We start from the raw sequence: 17,785 nt of genomic DNA on the forward strand, positions 1-17,785 counted from the left end.
TCACCGACTTCTGGCTGGAAAAGCCCGCGCCCGACGCGAAGCGGCTGACGGTGTACGCGCTGCTGGACTCGCAGCGCATGACCGGCGCCTACCGCTTTGACATCACGCCGGGCGAGCAGACCACGACCGAGGTGCAGGCCCGCATCTTCATGCGCGGCAGCCAGCAGCCGGGCGCGGAGCAGGCGGTGGTCACGCTGGGCCTGGCACCGCTGACCAGCATGTTCTTCTTTGGCGAGAACCAGCCTTTTCCGGGTCAGAAATCCGGCGACTTCCGGCCCGAGGTGCACGACTCCGACGGCCTGATGATCGCCACCGATGACGGCAAGGGCGGCGGCGAATGGCTGTGGCGACCGCTGCAAAACCCGAGCACGCCGCTGGTGACCTCGTTCGCCGTGAATCGCCTCAAGGGCTTTGGCCTGATGCAGCGCGACCGCGCCTTCAGGAACTACGAAGACACCGAAGCGCGCTACGAGCTCCGACCCAGCGCCTGGGTCACGCCCGTGGGCGACTGGGGCGCGGGCCGGGTCGAACTGCTGCAATTTGCCACGCCCGATGAAACCCACGACAACGTGGTGGCCTACTGGGTGCCCGGGAAAGTGCCGGCGCCGGGAGAATCGATGGCGCTGAACTACCAGATTGCCTGGCAGGGTGCCCAGCAGCAACTGCCGCCCAACGGCTGGGTCACCCAGTCGCGGCGCGGCACCGGCTATTCCAAACTCGGTGCCGAAGCGCAGGCCCAGCAGATCCAGTTCGTGATTGACTTTGCCGGCCCGGCGCTGGATGCCCTGGCCGAAGACGCCCCGGTCAAGGCCATCAGCACGGCCGGCGCCAACGGCCGGGTGCTGGAAAGCCTGGCCTACAAAAACCCCGCCACCGGCGCCTGGCGCATGACGCTGCGCGTACAGCGCCTGAACCCGGCGCAGCCGGTGGAGCTGCGCGCCTTTTTGCAACACGACAACCACACCCTGAGCGAAACATGGACCAACCTGATCACCCCTTGATGCCCGCCAGCGTTCGCAGCCTGGTGCGCGAAGAACGCCACCCGAACGCGATCACGGCGCCGCCCATCCATCGCGGCTTCATGGTGCCGCGGCCCTGGCGCGGCTTCTGGAACAGCATCGGCACCGCCAGCCTGCTCAGGCTCACGCGCCGTGCCGCGCCGGTCCAGGCCGCGCCCGAAGCGAGGGAAGCCTGGCAGCTGGCCGCCGCCCGCCGCCGCACCGTGTTTGTGCTGCTGACCGTGCTGAGCACCGCACTGGCGACCAGCCTGTTTGCCGACATGCAGCCGGACTATGACAACGCCTGGCTGCAGTACGGCCAGATCGGCCTGTTTGCGCTGCTGTCGGCCTGGGTGGTGACCGGCTTCATGACGGCGATGATGGGCTTTTATGTGCTGCTGCGCGGCGACGCGCACAGCCTGTCGGCCAAAAAGGTGGCGCAGCACACGCTGGATGCCAGCGCCCGCACCGCCATCATCATGCCGATCTGCAACGAGGATGTGCGCACCGTGTTTGCCGGCCTGCGCGCCACCTGCGAATCGGTGGCGCTGGCCGGTCACGTCAGGACCTTTGATGTGTTTGTGCTGTCCGACAGCAGCGACCCGGCCATCATCCGGGCCGAACGCGCCGCCTGGGAAGACCTGCGGGCCCAGCTGGCCAACCAGCCGGACCAGCCGCAAATCGAGGTCTATTACCGCCTGCGAAAACGCCGCAGCGACCGCAAGGCCGGCAACGTGGCCGACTTCTGCCGCCGCTGGGGCAAGGACTACCGCTACATGGTGGTGCTGGACGCCGACAGCGTGATGAGCGGCGACTGCCTGGTTTCCATGGTCAAACTCATGGAAGCGAATCCCAGGGCCGGCATCATCCAGACCGCGACCCAGGCGATCGGCCATGTCACACTGCATGCGCGGGCGCAGCAGTTTGCCTCCCGCGTCACGGGCCGCCTGTTCACGCTGGGCATGCAGTTCTGGCAAATGGGTGAGTCGCACTACTGGGGCCACAACGCCATCATCCGCATGGCACCCTTCATGCAGCATTGCGCGCTGGCCCGCATCAAGGGCGCGGGCGGCATGGCCGGCAGCATCCTGTCGCACGACTTTGTCGAAGCCGCGCTGATGCGCCGCGCCGGCTACCACGTGTGGCTGGTCGCCGACCTGATCGGCAGCTACGAGCAGCAGCCGCCCGATTTGCTGGCCGAACTGCAGCGCGACCGCCGCTGGTGCCAGGGCAACCTGCAGAACGCCCGCCTGATCGCCGAGCCCGGCATTCACCCGGTGCACCGCTCGATGTTTGGCACCGGCGCCATGGCCTATTTGTCGGCGCCGCTGTGGCTGTGCTTTTTAACACTGGGCACGGCGCTGTGGCTGTCGGGTTCGCCGATGGTGGCGGACTGGGGCGTGAGCCTGGACCTGCTGCCGGGCGAGCTGCTATCGCTGTGGGGCTGGACCCTCAGCATGCTGTTCCTGCCGCGCATTCTGGGCATCGCCGCCGTGCTGATCAAGCGCCAGCAGCAAAGCTATGGCGGCACCGCCAGCCTGCTGCGCAGCGCCGTGCTGGAGACCGTGATTGCCCTGCTGCAGGCGCCGATCCGCATGCTGGCGCACTCGCTGTTCGTGGTGGTGGCTATGACCGGCCTGAAGCTGGAATGGAAATCGCCCCCGCGCGAAGCCGCTGCCGTGCCCTGGACCCATGCACTGGCGCAGCTGGCGCCCATGAGCGCGGTGATTGCCTTGCTGGCCGTAGGCATTGCCCTGATTGATGCCCGCGCCCTGGTCTGGCTGCTGCCGGTGGGCCTGCCGCTGCTGCTGGCGATTCCGATGACGGTGCTGACCAGCCAGGTCGGTGTCGGCACGGCGATGCGGGCGCAAAACTACCTGCTGATTCCGGAAGAGACCCGCTCACCGGCGGTGCTGCGCCGGGCCTGGCTGCATGCCAGCCGCCGCGTGGCGCCGCAACTGCGAGCCGCCTGACGAGTCAAGCCCGCTTTTGCCAGGGCGTCAAGGGGCCTCTAGAAATTCGATTGTCGGGATGCAGGGCAAGGCGCACGGAGCGCAGTAGGTTATTGGGGTCAGACGCCAATTTCGCTGCGGTGCGTCGCACCGCACCCTTCGGGCGTGCCGAAAGCACGGTGAATTTGGACTCTGACCCCAAAAACCACATGAGGATTCCGAGCACCGCGCAACGCGGCCATGCGCCCGAGAATCGGATTTATAGAGGTCCCCTCAGAACTTCGGCATGCCCTTCATGCCGCCCATGCGCTTCATCATCTTCATCATGCCGCTGCCCTTCATCTTTTTCATCATGCCCTGCATCTGCTCAAACTCATTGAGCAGGCGGTTGACTTCCTGAACCTGCACGCCCGAACCCGCGGCGATGCGGCGCTTGCGGGTGGCCTTGATCAGTTCGGGCTTGCGGCGTTCCAGCGGCGTCATGCTCTGGATGATGCCTTCCTTGCGCTTGATGTCTTTTTCGGCCTTGCCCATATCGACCTGACCGGCCTTGGCGGCCATTTGCGCGGGCAGCTTGTCGAGCAGGCTGGACAGCCCGCCCATGTTTTTCATCTGCTGCAGCTGGCCCAGAAAATCTTCGAGGTCAAAGTTGCTGCCGGACTTGATCTTGGCCGCCAGCTTTTGCGCCGCCGCCACATCCACCCCCGCCGCCACCTGCTCGACCAGCGCGACGATGTCGCCCATGCCCAGAATGCGGCCGGCGTGGCGCTCGGCATCAAACACCTCCAGCCCGTCGATTTTTTCGCTGGTGCCCGAGAACTTGATCGGCGCACCGGTGATTTGCCGCACACTCAGCGCCGCACCGCCGCGCGAGTCGCCGTCGGTCTTGGTCAAAATAATGCCGGTCAGCGGCAGTGCTTCCTTGAAGGCCTTGGCGGTGTTGACCGCATCCTGGCCCTGCATGGCATCGACCACGAACAGGGTTTCAACCGGATTGAGCACCGCGTGCAGTTCCTTGATTTCCGCCATCAAGGCCTCGTCAATCGCCAGCCGGCCGGCGGTGTCGACCAGCAGCACGTCAAAAAAGTGGCGCTTGGCGTAGTCAATGGCGGCGCGGGCGATGTCCACCGGCTTCTGGTCCGGCGTGCTCGGAAACCATTCGGCGCCGGCCTGGGCCGTCACCGTTTTCAGCTGCTCGATCGCGGCCGGCCGGTAGACGTCGCCCGACACCGTCAGCACTTTTTTCTTGCGCTTTTCAATCAGGTGCTTGGCCAGCTTGGCGGTGGTGGTGGTTTTGCCGGCACCCTGCAGGCCGGCCATCAAAATCACGGCGGGCGGCTGCGCCGCCAGGTTGATGTCGCTGACGCCCTGGCCCATGGTGGCGGCCAGCTCGCGGTTGACGATGCCGACCAGCGCCTGGCCGGGCGAAAGCGAACCCATCACCTCCTGGCCCAGCGCCTTGTCCTTGACGCGGGCAATGAAGTCGCGCACCACCGGCAGGGCCACGTCGGCCTCCAGCAGCGCCATGCGCACCTCGCGCAGCATGTCCTGCACATTGGATTCGGTGATGCGGGCCTGGCCTCGCATTTCCTTGACGAGGCGGGAGAGTTTGTCGGTAAGGGCTGAGGCCATGGGACGGCTCCACGGGTGGAGCAAGGGTTAGTGAGGACGCAGGGACGGGCTAAACTGTGGGAATGATTTTAGCTTTGAGCGCCGGGTGGGGTCTTGCAGCAGCGCTGGCGGCAGCGTTGGCCTACGCCGTGCTGGCACTGGCCGCAGCCCGATTGAGTCCGGCCACCCTTCGCGGCCTGTTGCTGGCGGCCTGGCTGCTGCATGCGCTGGCGCTGGCCGACGGCCTGCTGGGGCAGCCGCCGCGCTTTGGTTTTGCGCCCGCCCTGTCCATGACGGTCTGGCTGGTGCTGACGGTTCATGCCATTGAAAGCCGCCTGCTTCCGCAGTTGCAGGCGCACTGGGCGCTGGCCGGGATGGGCAGCGCGGCGGTCCTGCTGTCACTGATTTTTCCCGGCACCAGCTACCCGGTGATTGCCTCGCCCTGGCTGCCGCTGCACTGGGCGCTGGGGATTGCGTCTTATGGCCTGTTTGCGGCGGCGGTGGTCCATGGCTGGCTGATGACCCGCTCCGAGCGCGCCATCCGGCAAGCGGCACCGACCGATACCGGCGTTCCCCTCATGACGCTGGAGCGGCTGACCTTTCGCTTTGTCGAAGCCGGTTTTGTGCTGCTGTCAGCCACCTTGCTGGTGGGCTGGCTGTTTGCCGAAACCCTTTACGGGCCCGGACTGGCCTGGAAATGGAGCCACAAAACCGCGTTCTCGGTGCTGGCCTGGCTGACGTTTGCCGGGCTGCTGATGGGGCGGGCCCGCCTGGGCTGGCGTGGCCGCAAGGCGGTGCGGGTGCTGTACCTGGGGTCTGGCCTGTTGCTGCTGGGTTATGCCGGTTCGCATTTTGTGCTTGAAGTCATTTTGAGGCGGGCATGAAATACCTGTTGGTCGGCCTGCTGATATTCGTCGTGATCTGGCTGTGGCGCCACAACCGCCAGGTTGAACGCCAGCAGGCCGCGCGCGACCGCACGCGTGCCCCTTCCAGCTCAAGCACCGCCGTCACCGAAATGGTGGCCTGCGATGTCTGCCATGTGCACCTGCCGCGGTCCGAGGCGCTGATTGGCACCCAGGGCAAAGGCATCTACTGCAGTGAAGCGCACCGCCGCCAGGCCGGCGATTAGTGGCCGCGCGCCCCGGCATCGGCACCGAATGAAAACGATGGGTAACTAGCCGTGGCAGTGGACTCCATGAACTCCGAAACCAACTCGTGGTTTGGCGCGCTGGAGTCAACCTCCGGGGCCTGGGAGGCCCGGCCCGGACTCGGCTCCTTCGGCCGGCTGTGGCGCGTTTTCATGACGGCCCGGGTGGCGATTGCCGGGGTGCTGGTGGTGCTGCAGGCCGCCATCTACGCGCTGGGCAGCATCACCGACCGCCGCTCCATCGCGGTCAGCATCGCCTACCTGTGCGCCACGCTGGCGGTGCGCTGGTGGGCCAGCCCGCGCCCGCCCGGCAAGACATTTGACGCGCAGTGGGCACTGACGATTGGCGCCGACGTGCTCACCTTTTCCCTGCTGAACTTTCTGCAGTCAACTGGCATCAACTACACGCCGCTGTTCGCCCTGCCGGTGTTGCTGGCGTCAATCCTCGGGCCGATTCTGCTGGCCTTCGGCACCGCTGCCAGCGTCACCCTGCTGCTGCTGGCCGATGCCTGGTGGAGCTCGCAGCACACGCTAAGCGACTTCACCGCCCGCTTCCTGCAGGCCGGCCTGAGCGGCTCCGGTTTTTTTCTGGTGGCACTGCTGGCCAACCAGCTGGCCCTGCGCCTGGCGCGCGAAGAGCAGCGCGCCAAGACCAGCCAGTCGCTGGCGCAAATGCAAACCCAGGTCAATGAACTGGTGATCGAGGCGCTGGTCGATGGGGTGCTGGTGGTTGACCTGAACGGCTTTGTGCGCGCCGCCAATCCGGCCTCCCGCCGCCTGCTGGCCGGCCATGGAGAGACGGTGCGCAGCAGCTCCTTCATGCTGTCCAGCGAGCCCGCCTGGCAGCCGCTGGTCCATCTGATGCACCGCACCTTCACGCAGCGCTCGCCGCAGGAGGCCGACATCAGCCTGCACCATGCGGATCACAACGCCCAGCGCCTGCATGTGCGCACCCGGCTGGCCACCTCGCGCAACGGCAGCGCGCAAAGCCTGTGCGTGATGTTTCTGGAAGACCTGCGCGAGATGGAAGCGCGCGTTCGAACCGAGAAAATGGCGGCCATGGGGCGCATGTCGGCGGCGGTGGCGCACGAAATCAGAAACCCGCTGGCCGCCATTTCCCAGGCCAACGCCCTGCTTGAAGAAGACCTGCAGGGCGCCGGCCAGCGCCAGCTCACCGCCATGGTGCGGCAAAACGCCCAGCGCCTGGCCAAAATTGTTGACGAGGTGCTGGACATCGCGCGGGCCCAGGCCCAGATCCCCACGCCGCAAACCAGCGCACTGCTGCTCGATGACGCGGTGCGACCGATCGCTGCCGACTGGATCACGCAAAATGCCGCGTCGGGGCGGCTGCGCGTCGCCACGCAAGCGGCCGGCGCGGCGGTGGACTTTGAGCCCGAGCATCTGCGGCGCGTCCTGTTCAACCTGCTGGACAACGCCCTGCGTTATGCCAGCCAGGCGGCCGACGCGATTGAAGTCAGCACCCTGATCGTGGGGCCGGGACAGGCCCGACTGTCGGTCTGGAGCGACGGCCCGCCATTGGAGAAATCGGTGCAGGCCCATCTTTTTGAACCCTTTTTCTCGTCGGAAAGCCGCTCCAGCGGACTGGGCCTTTATATATGCCGGGAATTGTGCGAACGCTACGGCGCGCTGATAGGCTATGAGCGCGCGTTGCGCGGCAGCATCGGCGGCAATGAATTTTTCGTGTTGTTTCGGCCCACGACAACCCTGCTCGGCGCCCAGCCGTCATCTTTTGACACAATGCGGGGCTGACGCCATGAACCCGCAAACACCCGCTGCCCCCCAGGCCCGCATCCTCGTCATCGACGATGAGCCGGATCTGCGTACCCTGTACGAGCTGACACTGCTTCGGGAGGGCTACCGCGTCGAGGCGGTCGGCGACCTGTCGCAGGCGCGTGAGCAGCTGAAGGAACAGCGCTTCGACGCCGTCATCACCGACATGCGGCTGCCCGACGGCCTGGGCATTGAACTGTTGCGCGATCTGGTGGCCCAGCAGCGGCCCGAGCGCTGCGTCGTCATCACCGCGTACGGCTCGGCCGAAAATGCGGTCGAGGCCCTGAAGACCGGCGCGTTTGACTACCTCACCAAACCCGTGGACCTCAAGCAGTTTCGCAGTGTCGTCGCGTCAGCCATTCAGGGTACCCGAAACCTGGCCACGGCTGGCAGGGCTGAGCGCAGCCCGGCCGAGCCCGGCACCTCGCCTGCCCCGGCGGCGCCGCCAAAAACCGCCGAAGCCTCGGCCATCCTGCAAAAGCTGGTCGGTGAATCGGCCGTGATGCAGGCCGTCAAGTCCCGCATCGCCAAGGTCGCCGGCAGCATGGCGCCCATCCTGATACAGGGCGAATCGGGCACCGGCAAGGAACTGGTGGCGCGCGCGGTGCATGCCTGCAGCCATCGCGCGGCCGGCCCGTTCGTGGCGGTCAACTGCGGGGCGATTCCGGAAAACCTGCTGGAAGCCGAGTTTTTTGGCGCGCGCAAAGGCGCTTATACCGGTTCGGCGCAAGACCGGCAGGGCTATTTCCAGGCGGCCAAGGGCGGCACCCTGTTTCTGGATGAGATCGGTGATTTGCCGCTGGCGATGCAGTCCAAGCTGCTGCGCGCGATTCAGGAACGCACCGTGCGGCCGCTGGGCTCGGCCCAGGAAGACAGCGTTGACGTGCGCATCGTCAGTGCCACCCACAAGGACCTGGGCGCCGAAGTTCAGGCCGGAAGCTTTCGGCAGGACCTCTTTTATCGGCTCAACGTGATTGAGATTGACGTGCCCGCGCTGCGTGAGCGGCGCGAAGACCTGCCGGCACTTTGCCGCGCCGTGCTGTCCAGAATCTGCCAGGAGTCGGGCCTGCCCACGCCCGATCTGACCAGCTCGCTGATGCAGCAGCTACGCTCACACCCGTTTCACGGCAATGTGCGCGAGCTCGAGAATATCTTGCACCGCGCGGTGGCGCTGGGCGAAGGCGGCGATCTGCACTTTGACACCCCGGCCCCGCCCGAGCAGGTGGCCGTGCCCGACAACCTGCAGGATTTTCTGGACCACCAGGAGCGCAGCATCCTGTCCAAGGTATTGCAGGAAACCGGCTTTAACCGGACCGCCGCCGCCAGCAAGCTGGGCCTGAGCCTGCGCCAGATCCGCTACCGCATTGCCCGGCTCAATATCGTGACACCGGGCGGCGACGACCTCCACGATGACCCGGCCTGAACACCCGGAACTGGCTGTCGCGCCCGCCCTTGCCGCCCTGTGGCAGGACGGCTGGTATCGTTATGCACACCGGCTGGACTCGCCCAACTTCGGCCCGCGCCCCGCTGACGCGCTGACAGACCTGCTGGTGATCCACTCCATCAGCCTGCCGCCCGGGGAATTTGACAACGGCAATGTGCAGCGCCTGTTCACCAACCAGCTCGACTGGGAGACTCATCCCTACTTTCAGGGGATTCGCGGCCTGCAGGTGTCTTCGCACTTTTTCATCACGCGCTCGGGCGCGCTGTGGCAGTTTGTGGCCTGCACCGACCGCGCCTGGCACGCCGGCCAATCGAGCTACCGCGGACGAAATCAGTGCAATGACGACTCCATCGGCATTGAGCTGGAGGGGCTTGAAGGCGACGGCTTTGAAGCGCCCCAGTACGAAACCCTGAGCGGGCTGTGCGCGGCGCTGCTGCAGGCCTTCCCGATTGCCCACATTGCAGGCCACGAGCACATTGCGCCGGGCCGCAAACAGGATCCGGGCCCAGGCTTTGACTGGCCTTTGCTGCAGGGCTCGCTGGGTTTGGCACCTAGGTATTTTCCCGAAATTTGACAAAGAATTCCGGGCGGACGGCGGTCTCTTGTTGCGGCGCTTTCCGGTCAAATAATTTTCAGGATTTCCAGGCTTCGAGTGCTGGCCTGCATTGCGGGGCAGAAGTCCGCGCCAGGGCGCACCAGCGCTGGATTTTTTTTGTCCAAGCCTTGTTCAATGAGGGTTTCGCGGCCGTTCTGGCGACAATTTTCTTGTGCCATTTCAGACCCCGGAATCAGCGCAAAAAGGCCCCGGACGCGCATCCGGCATTTTGTCGGCGATACACTACATGTAGTGGCTTGTATTAGCCCAATACCCTAGGTATAGTGTCTGAGCCCTAACCCAGTTTGATGTGATTCGGGCAAGGCAACCCGCCAGCCGGACCGCATTTTCAGGGTTTCAGGCAGCTCAGGATGCCTCCTTGCCCCCCACATCAAACGCATCACCCAACAAAGCAAAAGAGGAAGTCATGCAAACAGCACAACACGCAGTGCCCGCAACACCCGGCGTCGCGTCAGGCCACCAGGCCGACAGCGACATCAACGCGCCCACCAATACGCTCGCCCACTACCAGATCATTCGCCGCAATGGCGCCGTGGTGCCATTCGAGCCCAACAAGATTGCCGTGGCCGTGATGAAGGCCTTTCTGGCCGTGCACGGCACCCAGGGCGCGGCTTCGGCCAGCGTGCGCGAAACCGTCGACAGCCTGACCCAGACGGTTATTCGGGCGCTGGTGCGCTCGCGCCCCGGTGGCGGAACCTTTCATATTGAAGACGTCCAGGACCAGGTGGAGCTCGGCCTGATGCGCGGCGGCCACCACGAGATTGCCCGCGCCTACGTGCTGTACCGCGAGAAGCGCACCCAGGAGAGGGCCCGCCAGCCGCAAACCCCGGTGTCTGAGGCGCCCGTGCTTCACGTGATCGATGGCGGCAAGAAAGTTGCGCTCGACCTGCGCAATCTGCAGTTCCTGATTGAAGCCTCCTGCGCCAACCTGGGCGCCGAGGTCAAGCCCGACCCGATCGTGGCCGAGACCATGCGCAACCTGTACGACGGCGTGCCGATTGACGAGGTGTACAAGGCCTCCATCCTGGCGGCCCGTACCCTGATCGAGAAAGACCCGGACTACACCTACGCCACCGCGCGCCTGTTGATGCACACCATCCGCCGCGAAGTGCTGGGCGGCGAAGTTAGCCAGGAACAAATGGCGACCCGTTATGCCGAGTATTTTCCGCAGTTCATCGCCAAAGGCGTGGAAAACGAACTGCTCGACGAAAAGCTCCAGCAGTTTGACCTGGCCCGCCTGGGCGCGGCCCTCAAACCCGAACGCGACCTGAAGTTTGACTATCTCGGCCTGCAGACGCTGTTTGACCGCTACTTTTTGCATGTGCGCAAACAGCGCATCGAGCTGCCACAGGCCTTCTTCATGCGGGTGGCGATGGGGCTTTCGCTCAATGAGACCAACCGCGAGGAACGCGCCATCGAGTTCTACGAAGTCCTGTCTTCGTTTGACTTCATGTCCAGTACGCCCACGCTGTTCAATGCCGGCACGCTGCGTTCGCAGCTGTCGTCCTGCTACCTCACCACGGTGGCCGACGACCTGGGCGGCATTTACGATGCCATCAAGGAAAACGCCCTATTGTCCAAATTTGCCGGCGGCCTGGGCAACGACTGGACCCCGGTGCGCGCGCTCGGTGCCCACATCAAGGGAACCAACGGTGAATCCCAGGGCGTCGTGCCCTTCCTGAAAGTCGTCAACGACACGGCCGTGGCCGTCAACCAGGGCGGCAAGCGCAAGGGCGCGGTCTGCGCCTACCTGGAAACCTGGCACCTGGACATCGAGGAGTTCCTGGAACTGCGCAAGAACACCGGCGACGACCGTCGCCGCACGCACGACATGAACACCGCCAACTGGGTGCCCGACCTCTTCATGCGCCGCGTGATGGAAAAAGGCAGCTGGACCCTGTTCTCCCCGTCAGACACGCCAGACCTGCACGACAAGTTCGGCAAGGACTTCGAAAAGCTGTACGTCGCCTACGAAGCCAAGGCCGAGCGCGGCGAGCTCAAGCCGTCACGCAAGCTGCAGGCGACCGACATGTGGCGCAAGATGCTGTCAATGCTGTTCGAGACCGGCCACCCCTGGATCACCTTCAAGGATGCATGCAACATTCGCTCGCCCCAGCAGCACGCCGGCGTCGTGCACTCGTCCAACCTGTGCACCGAAATCACGCTCAACACCAGCGACACCGAGACCGCCGTGTGCAACCTCGGCTCGATCAACCTGGTCCAGCACCTGAAGGACGGCGCGGTTGACCACGAGAAGCTGAAGAAAACCATCACCACGGCCATGCGCATGCTGGACAACGTGATCGACATCAACTACTACGCCGTGCAGAAGGCGCGCGACTCGAACATGCGCCACCGCCCGGTCGGTCTGGGCATCATGGGCTTTCAGGACTGCCTGTACGAACTGCGCGTGCCCTACGCCTCGCAGGAAGCGGTCGAGTTTGCCGACCGGTCCATGGAAGCCGTCTGCTACCACGCTTATTGGGCTTCCACCGAACTGGCGCGCGAGCGCGGCCAGTACGCGTCCTACAAGGGCTCGCTCTGGGACCGCGGCATCCTGCCACTCGACACGCTGGACATGCTGGCCGAGGAGCGCGGCGGCTATGTCGAGGTCGACCGTTCGGCCACGCTGGACTGGGAAGCCCTGCGCCAGAAAATCGCCAAAGATGGCATGCGCAACTCCAATTGCGTCGCCATTGCCCCGACCGCCACCATCTCCAACATCATCGGCGTCGATGCCTGCATCGAGCCCTGCTTTGGCAACCTGTCGGTCAAGTCCAACCTGTCGGGCGAGTTCACTGTCATCAACCACTACCTGGTGCATGACCTGAAGCGGCTTGGCCTGTGGGACGACGTGATGGTGGTGGACCTCAAGCACTACGACGGATCGCTACGCCCGATCGACCGCGTGCCGCAAAACATCAAGGCGCTGTACGCCACCGCCTTCGAGGTGGAAACCTCCTGGATTGTCGAGGCCGCAGCGCGCCGCCAGAAATGGATTGACCAGGCGCAGTCGCTCAATATCTACATGGCAGGCGCCTCGGGCAAAAAGCTCGACGACACCTACAAGCTGGCCTGGCTGCGTGGCCTGAAGACCACTTACTACCTGCGCACCATGGGTGCCACGCACGCCGAAAAATCCACCGTGCAGGCCGGAAAACTCAACTCTGTCTCGTCCGGTTCTGAGGCAGCGAGCATCAGCATGAGTGCACTGGAAGCTGCGGCCGCCGCCGCCCAGGCACAGATGAATGCAGCACCGGCAACCGACATCAAGTTCTGCGCGATCGACGACCCTGGCTGCGAAGCTTGCCAGTAAAAAAACTTCGAACCCTGCGATCAAATTTTTTGCAGGGTTCGATGGCAAAAATTGACGTCATCAATCGATGTAATAGAGCAACAAAAACTTGCGGCGATGTGAATGAACACTTTTCATTTTGTATTGCTGCTTTCATAATCCCAAAGTATTGGAAACCTTTATGTTGACCTGGGACGAAGAAGTCAAACCATCGTTGCAAAAACCTCTTGCCAGCAGCTTGCCCGACAGCCGCTCGATGGACCTTCCGCCACTTTCTCCTGTGCAGCCTTCTGCACAGCCAGCCCCGCAAGTTCGCATGTTGAGTGACGGCGCTTTTACGGCGGCCGCGCCTGCCGCACAAGCGACACCGGCATCCGCACCGCAGGCACCGGCCACTGCAAAGCGCGTCAAGGCCTCCGACAAGCGCATCATCAACGGCCAGACCGACGTCAACCAGTTGGTGCCGTTCAAGTACAAATGGGCCTGGGAAAAGTACCTGGCCACCTGCGCCAACCACTGGATGCCGCAGGAAGTGAACATGACGCGCGACATCGCGCTGTGGAAAGACCCGAACGGCCTGACCGAAGACGAGCGCCGCCTGGTCAAGCGCAACCTCGGCTTCTTTGTCACCGCCGATTCGCTGGCCGCCAACAACATCGTGCTGGGCACCTACCGCCACATCACGGCACCCGAATGCCGCCAGTTCTTGCTGCGCCAGGCCTTCGAGGAAGCCATTCACACCCACGCCTACCAGTACATCACCGAGTCACTCGGTCTGGACGAGGGCGAAATCTTCAACGCCTACAACGAAGTCCAGTCGATCAAGGACAAGGACCAGTTCCTGATTCCCTTCATCGAAGCGATTTCGGATCCGCTCTTCAAGACCGGAACACCCGAAACCGACCAGACCCTGCTCAAGTCGCTGATCGTGTTTGCCTGCCTGATGGAAGGACTGTTCTTCTATGTCGGCTTCACCCAGATTCTGGCCCTGGGGCGCCAGAACAAGATGACCGGCGCGGCCGAGCAGTACCAGTACATCCTGCGCGATGAGTCCATGCACTGCAACTTCGGCATCGACCTGATTAACCAGCTCAAGCTGGAGAACCCGCATCTCTGGACGGCCGAATTCAAGGCCGAGATCAAGGCGCTGTTCCTCAAGGCCGTCGAGCTGGAGTACCGCTACGCCGAAGACACCATGCCGCGCGGCGTGCTCGGCCTCAATGCCTCCATGTTCAAAGGCTACCTGCGCTACATCGCCAATCGCCGTGCCACGCAAATTGGACTTGAAACATTGTTCCCGAACGAAGAAAATCCTTTCCCGTGGATGAGCGAAATGATCGACCTTAAAAAAGAACGCAATTTCTTTGAAACCCGCGTCATTGAGTACCAGTCTGGTGGCGCCCTTTCGTGGGATTGATGTGAAATTAATCTGAAGCCGATTGAGACAAGACAAGCAAAAACAACATGATTTCTAGAATTGCAATGACCGATGACGGCGCCACAGAGTGCGCATCGGGCTTTGCTCCCGTGTTCGCGGCGCTGGGCCCGGTTATCCGTTGGCCCAACGCTGCGAATCGCTTCACGTGCTCCAGACGTGAAGTGCTCTTTGCAACGTGATCAAGGAGATAACTATGGCAACTGCGAAAAAACCTGCGGCTAAAAAAGCCGCCCCGAAAGCTGCACCCGCTAAAAAAGTAGCGGCAAAAAAAGCGCCTGCTAAAAAAGCACCAGCAAAAAAAGTAGTCGCGAAAAAAGCGCCTGCGAAGAAAGCTCCGGTTAAAAAAGTAGCGGCGAAGAAAGTGGCGGCCAAAAAGGCGCCAGCAAAGAAAGCCGCCGTCAAGAAGGTAGCAGCGAAAAAGGCGCCGGCAAAGAAAGCCGCCGCGAAAAAGGTAGCGGCCAAGAAGGCCCCCGCGAAAAAGGCGCCGGCCAAAAAAGCCGCTGCCAAAAAAGTAGCGAAAAAGCCTGCCGCCAAGAAAGCCGCGAAAAAGCCCGCTGCGAAAGCGCCCGCTGTAGCGTCGTCCCCTGCGGCTCAGACAACGCTGAATCCGCAAGCTGCCTGGCCTTTTCCAACGGCCAGCAAACCGTAAGCAGCAGGCAACTTCTGCTTCAAGCCCGATGTCGCAAGATATCGGGCTTTTTTCATGGCGCAAGCCCAGCCATCCAGGCCACTCCACACTGCCTCCATGCGCAACTCCAGCCCGGCGCGCGTCAAGGTAGTTGTCGCCTGATTCACGCAGCTAACTGCTGAATAAGGTTGCCCGAGTACTCCGAGATGATGGAGTCGCGTTCCGGGTTGAGAGTGACAGGCCCCATGGGCTGCCAGTTGCGCGTATTGCGTGACCAGCGCCCTGGATTGAGCCCTTTTGCTGTCGTGTACAAGGCATGACGGGCCGCAAGAATGGCGTGGTCTTCCCCTGCATGGCGCTGCGGAGGCGAGACGTAGCGAATACCACTGTGTTTGTGCTCAACGTTGTACCAGTGCACAAACGAAGCGCCCCAGTCCCGTGCAGCCTGCAGCGTTGCAAAGCCCTTGGCAGGAAACTCAGGGCGGTACTTGGCCGTGCGAAACAGCGACTCCGCATAGGCGTTGTCATCACTGACCCGAGGACGCGAGTACGAAGGCTTCACACCCAACCAGTCGAGCATGGCCCACACCGTGGTGGCTTTGAGCGTGGAGCCATTGTCCCCATGCAATACCGGCTTGACAGCAAGCGCTGCAATGCCCTCGGCCAAAGCCGTACGGCGTACCAGATGAACCGCATGGTCGGATGAGTCGTTGGCATGCACCTCCCAACCCACAATCTTGCGGCTGTACAGGTCCAGGATCAAGTACAGATGAAACCAGCGACCGACGACGGCAGCTGGCAAATACGTCATGTCCCAGCACCAGACCTGGCTGACCGCACTGGCGATGTGGGTAGTCGCTGGGCGTTTGGCTCTGGGAGCCTTGGCGCGGCCTCGATGAGCCGTTTGTCCGTGCACGCGCAGCACCCGTGCGAACATGGATTCGCTGGCCAGGTAGACGCCCTCATCGGCCAGCATGGGCACGATGCGCGCCGGTGGAACGGCGCAAAAGCGCGCTTCGTTGGCCACGCTGAGCAGCTTTGCACGCTCATCAAGGCTCAAGGCATGGATGGGCGTGGGATGCAGCGCTGCGGGTCTGCCATCCCCCTTGGTCAAGCCATCATGCGCATTCCAGCGCTGCAGGGTGCGCGCGTCTATGCCTGCCACGTCGCAGACCTGTTCAAGTCGTGCTCCTGCATCGCGCGCGTCCTGAATGTCTTGGGCCAAACTACGGCGATCTGCGATGACGATCATGCGTCCTCGGCCCTGTTGTAGATCGCCGCGACTTTTTTTGACAGAACCAGCAGTGCTGCGGTTTCCGCCAGCGCGCGGTCTTTGCGCAGCAGCTCTCGTTCGAGCTCTTTGATGCGTTTGCGGTCCTGGCGCGTGGCCTGCGGGCTGGCCCGTGCGTCTTGCGGTTCTGCCAGCGCCGTGGTGGCACTGGCACACCACTGTTCCAACTCAGCCGGATAGATGCCTTGCGCGCGGCACCAGGCGTTCTTGTCCGCCTCTGACAGCGCGGCCGTAGTGATCACAGCCTGCAATCTCGCTGGCGCAGTCCATGCCCGCCCTCGGGCGGGCATGGACTGAATCTCTTCTCTCCAGCGTTGCAGTGTTCCTGATGCAATGCCAACTTCCCTTGAAACCAGCTCCAGTGCCGCGCTCTCAGGCGGCAACAGCCGAGCTACTGCCCGGTCTTTGAATGATTGTCCGTAACGTGCCACAAATGTCCTTCATCGCCGCCCCCTGGGTTTTTGGTTCTAAGAAGGCGACAACTATTGTGACGCGGGGGGAGCCCCTCTTCGGGCTTCGGCAGCCTCCGTGCCCCGCCTCGGCATTGCGCAGAATGCAATTTCGATGGAACGCGTTATTGCCAGCGTCCGGGGCCGATTCGAAAACCCCGGGTGAAATCTATAGTTGCTACTTATTTAATAGCAACAAAGTACCGTCAACCTTGGTCTAGCTGTTGATTTGATCAGAATTCAGGGTGTAATTCTGGCCCCCGCGGGTCGCGATCTTGAGGGCGCCCACGCGGTTGCCCAGCGCCGCGCAGCGGGCCAGCGACCAGCCCTGCTCCAGACCGTAGAGCAGCGCGCCGCGGAAGGCGTCGCCACAGCCGGTCGGGTCAAGCACCGCCTCGGCCTTTATGGGTGGCACCAGCGTTTTCTCGCCGTCGATCCAGACTTCGCAGCCCTCGGCCCCCAGCGTGACCACGAGGCCCTTGACTCGCCGCGACATCTGGTCGCAGCTCAGGCTGGTGCGGTCGCTCAGCATCTTGGCTTCGTAGTCGTTGACCGTGACCCAGCTGGCCAGCTCGACAAAATGCGCCAGCTCCTGGCCGTCAAACATCGGCAGGCCCTGGCCCGGATCAAACACAAAGGGAATGTCGGCCGCCTTGAACTGCTCGGCATGCTGCAGCATGGCATCGCGCCCGTCGGGCGAGATGATGCCGAGCTTGATGTCACTGCGCGCCTCGATCCGGGTGACGTGGGCCTGCATCATGGCGCCGGGGTGAAACGCGGTGATCTGGTTGTTGTCGCGGTCCGTCATGATCATGGCCTGGGCGGTGTAGCTGTCGGCCACCTCGCGGACGAATTCGGTGCTGATGCCCAGCGTTTTCATGCGGGCAACATACTCGCTGCCGTCGCTGCCCACCGTGGCCATGGGCAAGGCGGTACCACCCAGTTGCCGCAGGCCGTAGGCGATATTGCCGGCGCAGCCGCCGAACTCGCGGCGCAGCGCGGGCACCAGAAAGGACACATTGAGGATGTGCAGCTGGTCGGGCAGGATTTGCTCCGAAAAACGGCCCTCGAAACCCATGATGGTGTCAAACGCCAGGGAGCCACAAATTACAGCAGACATTCAGT

The 17,785-nt window shown here is 63.2% G+C and carries 14 protein-coding genes; 10 read left to right on the forward strand and 4 right to left on the reverse strand.

The window, feature by feature from the left end; translation table 11 throughout:
• Both RMO23_RS06600 and mdoH read left to right on the forward strand, forming a co-directional pair.
• A partial coding sequence (locus RMO23_RS06600) for a glucan biosynthesis protein (RefSeq protein ID WP_309679695.1) occupies window positions 1–1,001 on the forward strand: 1,001 nt, incomplete at its 5' end.
• Window positions 977–2,971: a glucans biosynthesis glucosyltransferase MdoH gene (gene mdoH / locus RMO23_RS06605; RefSeq protein ID WP_309679697.1), complete on the forward strand. Its 1,995-nt coding sequence runs from the start codon at window positions 977–979 to the stop codon at window positions 2,969–2,971. The genes RMO23_RS06600 and mdoH, both read left to right, overlap by 25 nt.
• A 252-nt stretch (window positions 2,972–3,223) precedes the next feature.
• Here the strand turns inward: mdoH and ffh are convergent, their stop codons facing one another.
• Window positions 3,224–4,582, reverse strand: coding sequence for a signal recognition particle protein (gene ffh, locus RMO23_RS06610; RefSeq protein WP_309679699.1), 1,359 nt, complete (start codon window positions 4,580–4,582; stop codon window positions 3,224–3,226).
• Window positions 4,583–4,644: 62 nt separating this feature from the next.
• Between ffh and RMO23_RS06615 the strand changes: the two genes are divergently transcribed.
• The 5 genes from RMO23_RS06615 (at window position 4,645) to ampD (ending at window position 9,517) form a co-directional block, all read left to right on the forward strand.
• Window positions 4,645–5,445, forward strand: coding sequence for a cytochrome c biogenesis protein CcsA (locus RMO23_RS06615; protein ID WP_309679701.1), 801 nt, complete (start codon window positions 4,645–4,647; stop codon window positions 5,443–5,445).
• Window positions 5,442–5,690: a PP0621 family protein gene (locus RMO23_RS06620; RefSeq protein ID WP_309679703.1), complete on the forward strand. Its 249-nt coding sequence runs from the start codon at window positions 5,442–5,444 to the stop codon at window positions 5,688–5,690. Before RMO23_RS06615 ends, RMO23_RS06620 begins: the two co-directional genes overlap by 4 nt.
• A gap of 66 nt (window positions 5,691–5,756) precedes the next feature.
• Complete coding sequence (locus tag RMO23_RS06625; protein WP_309679705.1) at window positions 5,757–7,478, forward strand: ATP-binding protein; 1,722 nt, start codon at window positions 5,757–5,759, stop codon at window positions 7,476–7,478.
• Window positions 7,479–7,482: 4 nt separating this feature from the next.
• A complete protein-coding gene (locus tag RMO23_RS06630; protein ID WP_309679707.1) occupies window positions 7,483–8,922 on the forward strand; it encodes a sigma-54 dependent transcriptional regulator in 1,440 nt (479 codons plus the stop codon).
• Window positions 8,909–9,517, forward strand: coding sequence for a 1,6-anhydro-N-acetylmuramyl-L-alanine amidase AmpD (gene ampD / locus RMO23_RS06635; RefSeq protein WP_309679709.1), 609 nt, complete (start codon window positions 8,909–8,911; stop codon window positions 9,515–9,517). Before RMO23_RS06630 ends, ampD begins: the two co-directional genes overlap by 14 nt.
• Before the next feature lie 47 nt (window positions 9,518–9,564).
• Here ampD and RMO23_RS06640 read toward each other — a convergent pair whose 3' ends face one another.
• Window positions 9,565–9,717: a hypothetical protein gene (locus RMO23_RS06640; protein ID WP_309679711.1), complete on the reverse strand. Its 153-nt coding sequence runs from the start codon at window positions 9,715–9,717 to the stop codon at window positions 9,565–9,567.
• A gap of 248 nt (window positions 9,718–9,965) precedes the next feature.
• On the opposite strand from RMO23_RS06640, the gene RMO23_RS06645 reads away from it, so the two are divergent.
• The 3 genes from RMO23_RS06645 (at window position 9,966) to RMO23_RS06655 (ending at window position 14,941) form a co-directional block, all read left to right on the forward strand.
• Window positions 9,966–12,875 carry a ribonucleoside-diphosphate reductase subunit alpha gene (locus tag RMO23_RS06645; protein ID WP_309679713.1) on the forward strand — a complete coding sequence of 970 codons (2,910 nt, stop codon included), beginning with the start codon at window positions 9,966–9,968 and terminating at the stop codon, window positions 12,873–12,875.
• 160 nt (window positions 12,876–13,035) lie between these two features.
• Window positions 13,036–14,271 carry a ribonucleotide-diphosphate reductase subunit beta gene (locus tag RMO23_RS06650; protein ID WP_309679716.1) on the forward strand — a complete coding sequence of 412 codons (1,236 nt, stop codon included), beginning with the start codon at window positions 13,036–13,038 and terminating at the stop codon, window positions 14,269–14,271.
• Between the two features lie 214 nt (window positions 14,272–14,485).
• Complete coding sequence (locus RMO23_RS06655) at window positions 14,486–14,941, forward strand: histone H1-like DNA-binding protein (protein ID WP_309679718.1); 456 nt, start codon at window positions 14,486–14,488, stop codon at window positions 14,939–14,941.
• 142 nt (window positions 14,942–15,083) lie between these two features.
• Here RMO23_RS06655 and RMO23_RS06660 read toward each other — a convergent pair.
• Both RMO23_RS06660 and RMO23_RS06665 read right to left on the reverse strand, forming a co-directional pair.
• Window positions 15,084–16,642 (reverse strand): IS3 family transposase gene (locus RMO23_RS06660; protein WP_309679720.1). Its coding sequence is split into 2 segments (ribosomal slippage): window positions 15,084–16,204 and window positions 16,204–16,642, totalling 1,560 coding nucleotides; the frame shifts between segments, so codons are not numbered across the junction.
• A 235-nt stretch (window positions 16,643–16,877) separates the two neighbouring features.
• Window positions 16,878–17,780, reverse strand: a complete 903-nt coding sequence (locus RMO23_RS06665) for a carbohydrate kinase family protein (RefSeq protein WP_309679722.1) — start codon at window positions 17,778–17,780, stop codon at window positions 16,878–16,880.
• Window positions 17,781–17,785: the final 5 nt, after the last annotated feature.

It is taken from the genome of Polaromonas sp., assembly GCF_031411155.1.
Lineage (GTDB): Bacteria > Pseudomonadota > Gammaproteobacteria > Burkholderiales > Burkholderiaceae_C > Polaromonas.